Here is a 14,189-nt window from a genome sequence, read left to right on the forward strand (position 1 = left end):
TCAAGAACTTTTTTCTGACCCGCTCCTGAAGAAGTTTTCAACTCCCTCAGCAGCGTTTATTATCTTACTAAACCTTCTTGCTCTTGTCAAGCTCTTTTGCTTAGTTTTTATTTTTGCGCTTGATTAAGCTAACCAGCTCTCTCAAGCGCAAGTAATACTTTACCCTCTTTAAGTTATTTCGTCAAGTCTAGCATTTTGTTCGGCATTTGCTTAAAACTACCATCTAATTAGTTTAAGCTAATAGGTATTTTACAAATTTATCTGATTTTATTAAAGTTAATCATCAAAAATATTCGGAATCCAGCTATTTTCAGTCGAAAAACGGCATAAAATTAATTTCACTTTTTTCAAAATAACTAAAAAAGAGGTCCAAATAGACCTCTTTAACGCTTAAATTAAGCTTTGTTCTTTAGTGATTTTTGTCATTCCGTTCATATATGGCACTAATGCTTCAGGAACTGTCACTGTGCCATCTTCATTTTGGTAATTTTCCAAAATAGCGGCAACTGTTCGACCAACAGCTAGACCAGAACCATTCAACGTATGTGCTAAATGCAATTTGCCATCTTCCCCGCGGTAACGAATTTGTGCCCGCCGCGCTTGGAAATCAGTACAGTTAGAACAAGAAGAAATTTCACGGTACTTATCTTGTGCCGGCATCCAGACTTCCAAATCGTAAGTCTTAGCACTGGTAAAACTAGCATCCCCAGTTGACAATGCTACAACGTGATACGGCAAGTTTAATTTTTGCAATAGGTGTTCAGCATTTGCTGTCAACTTGTCCAATTCATGCCATGATTCTTCTGGCTTACATACCTTGACCATTTCAACTTTTCTAAATTCGTGCATTCTAATTAAGCCGCGCGTATCACGACCAGCAGAACCAGCCTCACTTCTGAAAGCTGGAGAAAGTGCGGTGACGTTAATTGGCAATCTGTCCTCGTGGATAATTTCATCACGGAAATAATTAACTAGTGGCACTTCGGCAGTTGGGATTAAAGTTAAATCAAGTGCCTTATCTGGATCATCATTGTCCACAATTGTATAAACATCCTCGTGGAATTTCGGGAATTGACCAGTTCCTTGCATTGATTCATCATTTACCAAATATGGTGGAATAATTTCCGTGTAACCAGCCTTAGTGTTTTCATCTAAGAAAAAGTTAAACACGGCCCGTTCCAAAAGCGCACCGGCACCTTTATAGTAGACAAAACGCGCACCAGAAACCTTAGCACCGCGATCCCAGTCTAAAATATCCAAGTCTGTTCCCAAATCCCAGTGAGCTTTAGGTTCAAAGTCTAATTTTGTTGGTTCACTCCACTTGCGGACCTCTTGGTTGTAACTTTCATCAGGACCAACTGGATCAGAATCATCAGGGAAGTTTGGCAAGCGCAATAAAATATAGTTTTGCTTAGCGGTTAACTCATTAACCTTATTATCTAAATTCTTAATTTCGCTGCCGACTTCACGCATTTCTGCAATCGCACTTGCGGCATCTTCCTTATTACGCTTAGCTTCAGCGATTTTTTTAGAAACATCGTTACGCTTAGCCTTCAATTGTTCACTTTGATTTAGGCTTTCACGACGTTCTTGGTCAATCTTAATCAACTCGTCTAGTTGCTCTGGCTTAATTCCACGCGTAGCCAGCTTGTCCTTTGCCCAATCGAGATTCTCACGAATCACCTTAATATCTAGCATTGTTTACCTCCATAAAAAAGAGCCAACTCATCCCTACATTTTGGGACGAATTGGCTCATACATGGCTTCGCGGTACCACCCAGTTTCAGTTATTATCGAAAATAACTGCACTTCATTATTTGGCGATAACGGTGCCGCAACCCGTGCAACTATTAATTACCCACATTAAAGAATCTGGAAACGACATTTATTCGCTCGCACCAACCGCGAATTCTCTGAAACAGTCTTAAGATTCCGTGTTTGAATTCATTTTAAGCCATTCTTCCCTCACAAGCAAATAGTATTTTTCTTGATAGGAAAAAAGTTGGCTTATTTTACTTAAATCGACAGAATAGACATACCTAAAGCCCAAGTGCTGCAACAATTTTTGCGATTTTAGGTTGTTAACAAACGTTCCTGCCCAAATTTCGGTTTGGTCAAGCTGATTAAAAGCATAGGCAAAGATAAGCTGCAAGGCCTCAGTCATATAACCGCGACCAGAAAATGATTTATCTAATAGAAAACCAACTTCTTTGGTCTGCAACAAATCGCGCTCATTCGTCCCACGCTCATATAGTTCAACCAGCCCAATTAACTGCTGCGTTTCTTTTAGACAAATTGCAAAACTATTATCACGCGCCGCATATTGGCTTGCTGCCTTTTCAGCCTGCGCCAAGTTTTGGTAGCGGCTAAAGCCTGCATATCTATAGTAGTAATCGTCTTGACCCCATCTTAAAATCGTCGGCGCATCAGTCAAATTAAAGGGGCGTAAATATATTTGGCTTACCATTATTTACTGCCAACAAGTTTGAGCAACCAGTCCATCCCAAACATTAAGGCGAAACTGTACGCCGCAATGGTCCACGGTTTACCCAAAATGATTATCCAAAAGTAGGTCCAGAATTTCATATCAGTTAAGCCCGCCAGCATACATAACACATCGTCTGGTGCCATCGGCGCCACAATACAAATTGCAAAAAACCAATTAAACTTACGCTGATTCTTCGTCCACTTCATATATTTATTCAGCGTCTTTTCGGAAACAATATGCAAAATGAACGGCCGTCCATAATAACGCGCCAAAAAGAAATCAATGATTGAACCAATGCAAACGCCGATATAATTATAGATAAAACCGGCAACTGGTCCAAAGAATACCACCCCACCGAGCAGTGAAACACCACCAGGAATAATTGGAAACACCACCTGTGTTGTCTGAATTAACACAAATATAATTGGCCCAATAACTTTTTTATTGGCCAAATATGCGCGCATCTTCGCCTGACTAGTAAAGATTCCCAGACGATACCAATAGATACACAGTAAGATAATAATAATCCCGCTAACGACGGTCAAAATATTTATTAACCGGCGACTAGCCTTTGGTGACAAGTGCATAATAACCCTCCATGTTAAGGTTAATTTTACCAAAATTTCACGACCGATGATTGCTTTTTAGGTTAATTCGGGATAATAATTAAAATAATTTAAAATTATCAATACTAAAAGGAGGTCAAAATGGATATCTGGAACAAATTATATAAAACTGCAGCCAAAGAATACCGTCCTAGCGACGTTTCACCCTTTGTTTACGCTCGCAGTGTTGTTTGCGCACTAGAAGCAGAAGATGGGCAAATATTTGTCGGCGTGTGCATTGAAAGCTGTTCAGGCGTCTTAAACTTATGCGCCGAACGTGTCGCCGCTTTAAACATGTATGTGGCAACTGGTCAAACTCATATTAAGCGGATCATCGCTTTTCGCGACCGACCGCCTTATGGCGGCAATTCTGGTATGCCCTGCGGTGCCTGCCGGGAATTTCTAATGCAATTAGACCCACGTAACAAGGAGACCGAATTTATGGTAGATTATTCAGCGCGGCAAACAATTACATTGGCCAAGCTAATTCCTAACTGGTGGGGAACAGAAACTTCAATATCACAAGATTAATCACCAAATTCTTTTACCCAAAAGCACAAATTTATCTTAATATAGAAGAGACACTAAAAATAGTTATATTGGAGGTTTAATATATGGCTAAAATTAAGAATGACATTATTTATGATGAAGAACACAACTTGGCAGCTGATATTTACTTACCAGATGAAGCCTCAAAAACCACTAAAGTCCTAATCTTTTGGCACGGCGGCGGCTGGATTCGCGGAGACAAGGGTGACGTTAAGGACCTATGCCTTAAAATGACGCAGAAGGGCTTCACTGTCTTTGTGCCCAATTACCGCTTAGCACCAACCAATACTTTTCCAGCAGCACACGACGATACCGTCAAGTTCGTCGAATGGCTGCTTAATTCTGACTATACTGGAACAGATACCAAGGGCATCACCCAAATCGGCGCTAGCTCCGGCGGCGTGATGGCCTTGTACATTGCTGGAAAGTATGGCTTCCCCACAGTCACTTGGTCAGCACCAGTCAATTACTCCACTTGGATGAAAGAACACGAAAATACTAAACCCGCAATTGATGCTCGCGGCGAACTTGGCTTAACCGACCCTAAGGAAATTAATGATGCCTTCTATAAGTACTTTGGTTTAGCTTATGCTGGATCAAATGATGCAGCTACTTTTGAGAAGCTTGATGCCAAATCTTACGATTACAGTAACTTAGGTCACTTATGGTTAATTAATTCCGCTGATGAATTATCCCCTTTGAAATACGTCTTAGATTTTATTCAAACTTTAGCTAAAGAAGACCGCGGCTCAGAACTTACTGTTCTTCCGGGTCAAAAGCACGCAATGGCCTATGCCAATGAATACATTGATGCTTCACTTGCTTACTTAACACAAATGATGTAACTAACAAACTATTAAGGGACCGGGAAAATCTTGATTTTTCGCGGTTTTTTTGTAAGCACATTAATTATTTGTAAAGGCCAGTTCGATCAATTCAAATAAAATTGATAACGCTTTATAATATATCTTGAAACATTTATTTTGTTTTAAGAATGATTTTAAAAAGAGGTAATAATATGGCTAAATATCAATCAGTCAACCCATACACTAATGAAAAGTTTGCCGAATATGACAACCCGACAGCTACCCAAATTGACGAAGCAATTAATCTTGCTCACTCGTTATACAAGAAGTGGCAATACGAAAGTCCTGAAAGTCGCGCCACGGTTTTGCACCAAGTTGCAGACAGCTTGCGTAAGCATGAAGATGAAATGGCTGAAATGATGACCCTTGAAATGGGTAAGATGCTCCACGAGTCAAAAGAAGAAGTCGAACTTTGTATTTCAATCTGTGAATACTACGCTGAAAAAGGTCCAGACATGCTGAAGCCGCAACCAGTTGAATCTAAGCTTGGTCATGCTTATTACCTAAAGCAAGCCACTGGTGTTATTATGGCCTGTGAGCCGTGGAACTTCCCACTTTACCAAATTATCCGGGTCTTTGCTCCTAACTTTATCGTTGGTAACCCTATGCTATTAAAGCATGCCCACAATGTTCCTGGTTCTGCTGCTTTAGCTGCCAAGATTGTTAAAGAAGGTGGCGCTCCTGAAGGCAGCTTCATCAACCTTTACCCAACTTATGACCAATTAGACAGTATTATTGCTGACCCACGAATTTCTGGTGTTGCTTTGACTGGTTCTGAACGCGGTGGTGCTTCAGTTGCCGCTAATGCCGGTAAAAACTTGAAGAAGTCAACCATGGAACTTGGTGGTAACGATCCATTCATCATTTTAGATGACGCTGATCCAGCTGTTTTAAAAGAAACTTTATGCAGAGCTAGAACTTATAACGGCGGTCAAGTATGTACCTCATCCAAGCGAATTATTGTTGTTAAATCCCGCTACGAAGAAGTTTTACACGAATTAAAGAACGTCTTTTCTAACTTGAAGCCTGGCGATCCAATGGATGACGCAACTACCTTGCCGCCAATGAATTCAGCTGGTTCAAGAGATAAGTTAGTTAAGCAAGTTGAAGCAGCAGTTGACGCTGGTGCTAAAGTCTTCTACCAATATCCAGAAATCGAATCTGATGGTGCCTTCTTTAGACCAGTAATCCTAACTGACATTGACAAGAAGAACCCAGCATTTGATGAAGAAATGTTTGGTCCAGTTGCGATGGTTTACCAAGTTGAAGATGAAGACGAAGCTATTGCCTTAGCTAACGATTCAAGTTACGGTCTTGGCTCATCAATCATCAGTTCTGATATTGCCCACGCGCAAGAATTGGCTGCCCAAATTGAAAGTGGCATGACCGTAATTAACGGTACTTGGATTACTTCCGGTGAATTACCATTCGGCGGCGTTAAGAATTCCGGTTACGGTCGCGAATTAAGTGACCTAGGCATGATGGCCTTTGTTAACGAACACCTCGTAATCGATGTTCCTCATAAGTAAATTTAATTAAAACCAAAAATGCTGGGCTTCATGCCCAGCATTTTTTCTGCCCTTTTTAAGAATGTTTTCTAAATAAGTCAAAGCCTGCAAGCCCTGTTGTCATTAAGCTTGCCAAAATTAAAAAGTATGTTGAAGTCCCAATTGACACGGCATACAGCACTAATTGACTGGTGAGACTATGCAGAATTCCGGTATTAGCTCTTGTACTGCTTGATAATCTAAAGACTAGATAAATTAAGAACGCAGTTTCTAATAATGAAAGGATAAAGGTCAACCATTTACCTTTTTTCGTATTTTGCAATGCCTGATACATAATCATTATCGGAAAGATTATTAACAAGAGCCAAATTACACACAAGAGCACACCTTGCAAGAGTGTCGAGCTTGAGGCAAATAATTGACCTGCTAAATTCAAGGCAACACGAGTTATCGACATCTTACCGGTGTAAGTAATGTCTGAAACCGAGGCCCCAGACCCAGTAAACAAAACTATTAAACTAATTAAAGACGTCATTACCACTGACAGCTGAATATAATTAAAATGCTTTTTGACAGTGACTGTTTCTTCTTCAACTTCTTCTGTACTGTCTGACCTTGTTTTGGACCGGGACCGTACCTTTTGACTGTGATCCTCAACCTTATTAAACATATTTGAACCAAGCTGATTAACTTTTTCCGTTAATCGGCGGTCAACAGTATAGCGTTCGATCTCATTTTGCCGTGAACAAACAAAGTATAGCCAGAATAGCAGCAATAAAAAGCTCGTCCAGCCTAGTCCGCGCGAAAAGCTCATGATAATCAGCAGTATAACTCCCACTAAAAACACAATCATACTGTTAACTCGAATCCATTCCAACATTTTTTTAATCGTTGAATTTTGCTTATCAGGATAAAATTCCTGACGGTAAACTTCGCGACTGGCAATTTTCTTACCCATCTTTTCGTCTTCATACTTTACCTCCTCACGCCTATCTGTAAAGAACGTCTGCCGATATTTTTGCAAATTAAAGTGACAATTCGGGCACAGCTGATCGTCATCAGTGATTGCTTTGCCGCAGTTTGGACAAGTAGTCATAAACTACACTCCTTATTTTTAATAGTTACTTTTAAGTTAATAATAAAACAAAATTATTAGTTTACAACCAAAATTATTAGTTTTAGCCAATAAAAAAAGATTGAACAGCTCAAAGTTGAGTTATTCAATCTTATTTTGATTAATTATTTTTTGATGCGCTTATTCTTGCGACCCCAATGCACACCTTCATAAGTCAGCTTAACTGCTGCTGATAAGGTAATTGGCATAATAAAGACCAGAATAATCAAGCCAATAATTACGGCTAATGCCACTTCAATCAAGGTTGGAATACCAGACGGGATTAAAGCCGCAAACGTACCGCCAAGAATGATTGCCGCCGAGATAACAACAGTCCCAATAATTCCGCAGGCTTTCAAAATCCGCTCACTTGGCTTGACGCCCTCAATTTCTCGATAACGTGTCATTAAGAAGATGCTGTAATCAACACCTAAAGCAATCAACATAATGAAGCTAAAGAATGGTGTATTCCATGTCAGCATACTATTGCCCAGCAATGCCTTGACCAGCCACTCGCTAATTGATAATGAGCAGAAGTAAGCAAGCAGCAGTGTTCCCAGGATATATAGTGGCTGCAATAATGATCTAGTAACAAAGATCAAAGCAATGCCGATACCAACAAGCATAATAGCCGCGGTTCTAATAAAGTCCCCGTTAGCAACCTGCTTAATGTCAGCAATCTTGGAACTTTCACCGCCCATGGCAACTGTTGCCTTTTCTAAGCGGGTTCCTTGCAGTGATTTCTTGGCCATTTGGCTGAGTTCTTTGACTTCGTTAGTTGCCTTGGCGCTACTTGGATTTGAATTAAAGACCAGCATTAACATCGCGGACTTCTTATTCGGACTCAAGTAGACCTTAATTGAATCTTGGAACATATCCGATTTGATAAATTCAGTTGGAATATAGAAAGTATCAGCTGCAGAAGAACTAGCTAAACCGGTTAAGTATGATGCACCTTGACCTAGACCACTATTAACAGTATCAACACCCGAAGTAATCTTTGGCGTGCTAGTTGCTAATTTACCAGCTCCTGAACTCAGTTGACCTGTACTTGAATTTAATTGACCAATGCCACTATTAAGACTAGCAGCTCCTGAACTTAATTGGTTAGAAGCAGACGCTAAACTACCAACACCTGATTGTAATTGTCCCATTTGGCTATTAGTATCTGGCATACTTGCCGAAGCAGTAGACCATGATTTAGATAGAGCCGCACCCGCAGCTTGCATAACTGCCGACCGTTGTCTTTGTGACAAGCCAGGAATTTTAGCCACATTACGGGTCAAATTCTCTTGGTAGCTCTGTTCAAGATTAGCCTTGATACTCTGCTGCTGACTAGCCATGGACTGTGAACTGGATGCTAATTGTGAATTCAACTGGTTTAAACCTGATGCTAATTGTTGACTACCACTCTGCAGCTTGCTGGAACCACCTTGCAGGGTGCTAGCACCGTTTTGCAATTGATCAGTACCATTAGCTAATTGATTAGCACCTAACGTCACTTTTTTGCTGGCTTTACTTAACTTGTTTAAGCCGCTGCGCGCTTGATCAACACCATTATTAACCGTGTTCAATTGATTATTAACATATAGCTGCTGGATACTTTCACCATAAGGCTGGGTAACTGAGGTTACAAAAGATACATCCTTAGAAGCCTGTAATTGTCTTGTTAATTGATCAATCAGCTTCAGATCTGCCTCATTGTCAAGACGGTGATTGCTCTTAATATAGAGCGTGGTCGGCTCAGCCATTCCCTTAGAGAAGTGCTTTTCTACAACCTGCAGTCCTGCCTTAGCTGGGACACTATCCGCAATTTCATCAGTATCATCGTAATTTAAATGTCCCGAGTAAAACAGTGCAAATGGTGTTACTACAACTGCCAAGATTATTAAGTAAACAATTGGGTGAGCCAACGTTCCCTTAGAAATCCCGTGCCATAATTTGTCCTCGTGTTCGCCGGTAAATTTCTTAACTGGCCAGAACATTTTTTCGCCTAGAACAGCCATAAAGAACGGGTTCAGCGTTAACAAAACAACTAGCAAGACGGCAACACCAACAGCAACACCAACAGCTGATTGATAAATCGAAAACTTAGCTAAACTTAGGGCTGTAAAACCGATTAAAATCGAAGACCCAGAATACAAAATTGTCTTGCCGGCAACCTTTAAGGCATTCTTCATCGCCTTGTAGCGATCCATCCCCATGCCGAGGTCTTCTTTAAACTTGTCGTACAGCAGGATATTATAGTCGGTGCCAATTCCAAACAACACAATAATCATGAAGACTTGCGTAAAGTTTGAAAATGGGAAATTATTATGCGCCACCAAGTTAGTCACAATTGAAAAGGCCGTGATAAACGATACCCCAACCGTTAATAATGAAATCAGCGGCACAATCGGTGACTTAAAGACGATTACTAGAACAATAAAGATAAAGATGACCGTAATTAATTCAGTCTTCTTAATCCCCTCTTGAATTGAATTAGTGAAGGCATTTTGCAAAACATCCGCGCCCGTGACATAAGTCTTCACGCCTGCAGTTTTGACCGCGTTAGTTAATTGCGACTCCACATCATTAATTGGCGCGTGCTTTTTAGCAACATTAACCTGCATAATCCAAGTCGTGCCGTCTTTTGCTTCCAACTTCTTCTTGGTGGCAATATTATCTTCAGGCCCTAAGACTTGCTTGATGCCGTACTTATCTTGATGACTTTTAAGGTTATCAATCGTTTGGTTGATAGCCACCTTATCATCATCTGTTATCTTGCCCTTATCCTTATTAAACACAACCGCAATTTGGTAAGTATTCTTTTGCTTGGGACCCCAATCATTTTGAATTGATTGAGCCACCTCGCTTTGAACATTTTGCGGGAGAGAAACATTTGAGTGCTCACGTGTTAACCCAGTAATATCAGGTAAAGCAATCACAGAAATAATTAAAATTAAAACCCATGCGATTAATGAAAAGACATGATTTTTTAGTAGTTTTTGCACTCTACTTTTCCTTTCTAATCTTCTAAAGCCTGCTTTGGCTGAACCAGCTGCAGCAATAATTTATGGTAACCTTGATCAGCCTCATCATCAGTTTCATCGGTAAACGATGATGACACATCCAAAAAGACATAACCAAGAACTGCACCAATTAAAGCGTGAAGTGATACCTTACTATCATGACGCAAGTTTAATCTTTCAGCCAAGGCAATAATATTCATGATTTCTTGACTGATCGCATCATCCTGCTGGTATTCGTTTAAATGATACAAAATACTAAGCAGTGCGGGATCATGCAAAATAAAATCTCGTACAATATCCGCAAATTTAAGCAGCGCCTCAACACCTGACAAGCCAATTAAATTTTCTACCAACCGTTTACCCAGTAATTTAATTCGACTGGCACCGACAAGCGACAACAACTGCTTGCGTCCCGAAACATAGTGGTAAAGCGATTGCGACCGCACACCTAGCTCCTTAGCCAAATTGGGCAGGGTCATTTTCGAAAGACCTTTCTGCGCAATCATTTCGGTTGCCTTCGCAATCACTTTACTTAAGTCAAGGCTCCTTTTTTGAACCATTCCACGCCTCCTCTACTAGCACGAGGAATAATATAACACTACAAAGTGAAGATTACAATCTACAAGCTGTAAATTATTTTTATTTAAACAAAAAAGCCTTACTAATGTAAGGCTTGTCTTCATTATTATTTAAAAAAGCGATTAATAGTCTGTCCCAAACTAGCAAAAGCCGCATCATCACTGCACCAAACACTCATACAATATGCATGAGCGCCATTTTGGACAATTGCCACTGCCGACTTACTATCAGAAACCGTGTATATTTGACCATGAAGTCCGTGAACCAGCTGCGACTTAGACCGTGTTAGATTGAGCGCGCCTAAAGCTAAATTCGCATATTGCCGACTGAGAGTTTTATTCTGGTATAAATTACTCATTACATTAGCTAAGTCAGTTGCCGTCGTCATGCTTACTGGATCAGCAGTAAACTTTTTGCCAACCTTAGTCTTAGTCGCGCCCATTTGGTCAATAATTTCATTAACTTTACTTGGACCAACTTTGCGCAACAAGGCATTAGCAGCAGTCTTATTGCCATGCATCATTGCCTGCTTTAAGTAAGCAATGCCATAAGCATAGCCGGGTTTTAACATTTGCTCACCCTTAACGCGATCAGCCTTTTTGATTTTTATTGCCGTGCGTGAAGTTAACTTGCCATGCTGCTCCTGGTAGTAAATCGCGGCTAATAAATATAGCCGGCTGCTGGCAGTCACGCCATGTGCCTTAACAGTATTATTAACTCGGGCAAACTTGTGCGAATTTAAGTCCTGCACACAGACTTGATAACTCTTGTCTTTGCCCATCACCTGTTCAATTTGCTCAGCCCAATCCTGGTCGCTGCCGGATTCAATTTTAACATCTGCGGTATATTCAACTTCGGCAACGCTTTGTTCATGACCTTTTTTAGCTGCAGCACCTTTTTTAACTACTTTATTTTGCAGACTGACAATATGCACACTGGTATTTTCAACTCGCTTTAAATTGGCTGAATAAAGCATAAACGACAAAAGTGCCGCAATTAATGAGCCAACCACAATTTTATTTTTCATAAATTAGCCTCAATTAAAAGAAATGATGTCGCTTCATTAACACGATTAACCACACCATCAAGACAATGGCAAAAACCGTAATCGCAATCCAGTCAGACGGTTTATGTCCCACTGGCAAGCTAACATTCATTCCGTAAAAACCAGTTAAAATTGTTGGAATTGTTAAAACTAATGACCACACCGTCAGGAATTTCATCGTATCATTCAGGTTATTGTTCATCATATTATTGGAAGTTGCGGATAAAGTTGCCGTTACCTGCTGTGAAATCTTCACCATTTCTGCAGCCTGATTAGATTCAATTAGGACATCATCTAACCGTTCGCGCGCATATTTAGTAAAGTCTAACTTTGATAATTTTAAACTATGAAGCATCATTAAATCAGTTTGAATTGAGCTAGACAGATAAACCAAACTTTTTTCAATATTTGATAATTCCACTAAATCATGATTATCAATGTCGTCAGACAATTTTTGATCCAAACTATTGCGTTCAACATCTAATTGTGTGATTGCCCGCTGAAAGTACTGTGATGAAAACAGCAAAAACTTCATTAACAGTTCCGTCACATCTTGGGCTTGTGCCAATTTGCGCCGCATTGGCTGATCATTAAATTCATCAAAGACATAGCTGGTTGATTCCGTATGGAACGTAAAAATATTTTCACCAGAAACTAAAAAAGTAATTGGGTGCGACGTAAAGTGCTTAATCGACTTGGTCGGCCAAATAGGCACATCATAAACCAGCAGGTGAATTTGCGTATGCGTATCATAGTCATAGTGTGGACGCTCGTGACGGTCAGAAATATAAGAAATCATATCAGGAGTGAAATTAAAATCATCTTGCAGCCTGTTGCTGTCTTCCTCACTCAAATTGCTGATGTCATACCATTTATATTCGGTATCTACAGGAAAAGATTGTTCTCTAATCACAGCGTTCACCCCTAGCTCTTTAATCTAATTGACCACGAAAAAGATCAATCCTTATGCCTTATTTATCTTACCATTCAAGCAAAAAACAATAAATAAAAAACAGACCCAACAGTCTGTTTTTTTATAAAAATATTTACTTAATTATTGCTTCCACGCAGCGTCAAATTTTGTCTTGCCTGTGTTAATGGCATTATTAACATTCTGCTTCTTTTGCGCGGCTGACAAGATTGCTTGCATAATTGCTGGCAATTGACTATAAGTTGCACCAGAATCTTTAATTACTGGGACACTATACATCGTATTAGTCTGCAAAACATTCTCTAACTTAGCTGGCAGTTTCAAAGCCTTGTTAGCCTTATAGCTCTTAGTCTTAGCAACATTCTCATTAACTGGAATATAGCCAGTTGCTTTAGCCCACTTAGCTTGACTTGATTCGGAAGCTAAGAACTTCATATACATGAACGCTGCTGACTTTTGCATAGCCGTTGCGTGATTAAACATGTAGATGTCGGTTCCTTGCTGCATCGTGTATTTACTTGGACGCGCAGCAACATCATAAGTAAAACCTTTCTTGGCTGCCTGCTTAACCCAAGTTTCAGTTGATGAAGAAGTGACCATCATGGCTAACTTCTTGTTAGTAAATGGAATGTAGAGGTACTTGTCTGAACCTGGCATTCTAAAGTAACCGGCTTTTTCACCATCGGCAAAGTAATTGATGACCTTCTTAGATTCATTTCCAGCAAAATCAATCTTGCTGGAGAAGTTTTGCCCAGCATTCTTCATCCCTAATACGTAGTAGTTGTCCAAAGCATCAAAGCCAGCACCAACTACCTTATGATTACTCTTTTGGTAAATTGTTTGCGCAGCCTGCTTTAATTCTGCCATTGTAGTTGGCACTTTCTTAATGCCATATTGCTTCAGCATTGCTGGATTATAAATCAAAATTTCGATTGACTTGTTAAACGGAATCCCGTATTGGGTGCCATTAATCTTAGCACCATCAAGCAAGTCGGACTTAATGCTGCTTGCCGTTTGACTGCCCCAACCAACGTCCTTGTTATTAACGTATGGTGTCAGGTTAACCAACATCTTGTTCTTAGCGGCACTTTCGAGCCAATCAGGATAAGCCTGAGTAATTGTCGGCAAGTCCTTTGGTGATTGCAAGGTTGAATTAATCTTAGCCTGTAAGTCGTTATAAGCACCCTGCTCTTCCAACTTAACTGTAATGTTAGGATTCTTCTTCTCAAATTCCTTGGTTAAGATCTTCAAAGTGTTTTCCTGTGCACCTTGCATTCCGTGCCAAAAAACAACCGTAGTTTTCTTAGTTACTTTAGGAATTTTAGTGTTAGTTGAAGTTGATGAATTGCTCTTTGAACAAGCAGCAGTTCCTATTAAAGCCAAGCCTGCCACTGCAAGAGTTGCAAGCTTTTTCCCGAATTTCATTTTAGATTTTCCTCCAAAAATAATTGCTTTTAATCTGCAATAAAATACCAATTAATAATTCTTGTTAA

At 40.0% G+C, this 14,189-nt stretch carries 13 protein-coding genes; 4 read left to right on the forward strand and 9 right to left on the reverse strand.

Annotated features, from left to right (window positions below; all coding sequences use genetic code 11):
- Positions 1 to 390: 390 nt before the first annotated feature.
- Positions 391 to 1,698: a serine--tRNA ligase gene (serS, locus tag PT281_RS05410; protein WP_277152698.1), complete on the reverse strand. Its 1,308-nt coding sequence runs from the start codon at positions 1,696 to 1,698 to the stop codon at positions 391 to 393.
- A 40-nt stretch (positions 1,699 to 1,738) separates the two neighbouring features.
- On the opposite strand from serS, the gene PT281_RS05415 reads away from it, so the two are divergent.
- A complete protein-coding gene (locus PT281_RS05415; RefSeq protein ID WP_277152700.1) occupies positions 1,739 to 1,867 on the forward strand; it encodes a hypothetical protein in 129 nt (42 codons plus the stop codon).
- Positions 1,868 to 1,924: 57 nt separating this feature from the next.
- Here the strand turns inward: PT281_RS05415 and PT281_RS05420 are convergent, their stop codons facing one another.
- On the reverse strand, positions 1,925 to 2,467 hold the full coding sequence (locus PT281_RS05420; RefSeq protein ID WP_277152702.1) for a GNAT family N-acetyltransferase: 543 nt from the start codon (positions 2,465 to 2,467) through the stop codon (positions 1,925 to 1,927).
- Positions 2,467 to 3,075: a TVP38/TMEM64 family protein gene (locus PT281_RS05425; protein WP_277130714.1), complete on the reverse strand. Its 609-nt coding sequence runs from the start codon at positions 3,073 to 3,075 to the stop codon at positions 2,467 to 2,469. Before PT281_RS05425 ends, PT281_RS05420 begins: the two co-directional genes overlap by 1 nt.
- 120 nt (positions 3,076 to 3,195) lie before the next feature.
- Between PT281_RS05425 and PT281_RS05430 the strand changes: the two genes are divergently transcribed.
- The 3 genes from PT281_RS05430 to PT281_RS05440 all read left to right on the forward strand — a co-directional run bounded on the left by PT281_RS05430 (position 3,196) and on the right by PT281_RS05440 (position 6,037).
- Entirely contained in the window at positions 3,196 to 3,624 is a 429-nt protein-coding gene (locus tag PT281_RS05430) for a cytidine deaminase (RefSeq protein ID WP_277152704.1), read from the forward strand.
- Positions 3,625 to 3,707: 83 nt separating this feature from the next.
- Entirely contained in the window at positions 3,708 to 4,487 is a 780-nt protein-coding gene (locus PT281_RS05435) for an alpha/beta hydrolase (protein ID WP_277152706.1), read from the forward strand.
- A gap of 173 nt (positions 4,488 to 4,660) precedes the next feature.
- Positions 4,661 to 6,037: an NAD-dependent succinate-semialdehyde dehydrogenase gene (locus PT281_RS05440; RefSeq protein WP_277152708.1), complete on the forward strand. Its 1,377-nt coding sequence runs from the start codon at positions 4,661 to 4,663 to the stop codon at positions 6,035 to 6,037.
- Positions 6,038 to 6,092: 55 nt separating this feature from the next.
- On the opposite strand, the gene PT281_RS05445 is transcribed toward PT281_RS05440, so the two are convergent.
- The 6 genes from PT281_RS05445 to PT281_RS05470 all read right to left on the reverse strand — a co-directional run bounded on the left by PT281_RS05445 (position 6,093) and on the right by PT281_RS05470 (position 14,121).
- Complete coding sequence (locus PT281_RS05445; protein WP_277152710.1) at positions 6,093 to 7,112, reverse strand: zinc ribbon domain-containing protein; 1,020 nt, start codon at positions 7,110 to 7,112, stop codon at positions 6,093 to 6,095.
- Between the two features lie 143 nt (positions 7,113 to 7,255).
- Positions 7,256 to 10,123: an MMPL family transporter gene (locus tag PT281_RS05450; RefSeq protein ID WP_277152711.1), complete on the reverse strand. Its 2,868-nt coding sequence runs from the start codon at positions 10,121 to 10,123 to the stop codon at positions 7,256 to 7,258.
- Positions 10,124 to 10,137: 14 nt separating this feature from the next.
- On the reverse strand, positions 10,138 to 10,701 hold the full coding sequence (locus tag PT281_RS05455; RefSeq protein WP_277152713.1) for a TetR/AcrR family transcriptional regulator: 564 nt from the start codon (positions 10,699 to 10,701) through the stop codon (positions 10,138 to 10,140).
- A gap of 125 nt (positions 10,702 to 10,826) precedes the next feature.
- Positions 10,827 to 11,747, reverse strand: coding sequence for a serine hydrolase (locus PT281_RS05460; RefSeq protein WP_277152715.1), 921 nt, complete (start codon positions 11,745 to 11,747; stop codon positions 10,827 to 10,829).
- A gap of 13 nt (positions 11,748 to 11,760) precedes the next feature.
- Positions 11,761 to 12,678 carry a magnesium transporter CorA family protein gene (locus PT281_RS05465; RefSeq protein ID WP_277152716.1) on the reverse strand — a complete coding sequence of 306 codons (918 nt, stop codon included), beginning with the start codon at positions 12,676 to 12,678 and terminating at the stop codon, positions 11,761 to 11,763.
- Between the two features lie 141 nt (positions 12,679 to 12,819).
- Positions 12,820 to 14,121: an extracellular solute-binding protein gene (locus tag PT281_RS05470; RefSeq protein WP_277152718.1), complete on the reverse strand. Its 1,302-nt coding sequence runs from the start codon at positions 14,119 to 14,121 to the stop codon at positions 12,820 to 12,822.
- Positions 14,122 to 14,189: the final 68 nt, after the last annotated feature.

It is taken from the genome of Lactobacillus sp. ESL0701 (genome assembly GCF_029433445.1).
In the GTDB taxonomy this organism is placed as follows: Bacteria; Bacillota; Bacilli; order Lactobacillales; family Lactobacillaceae; genus Lactobacillus.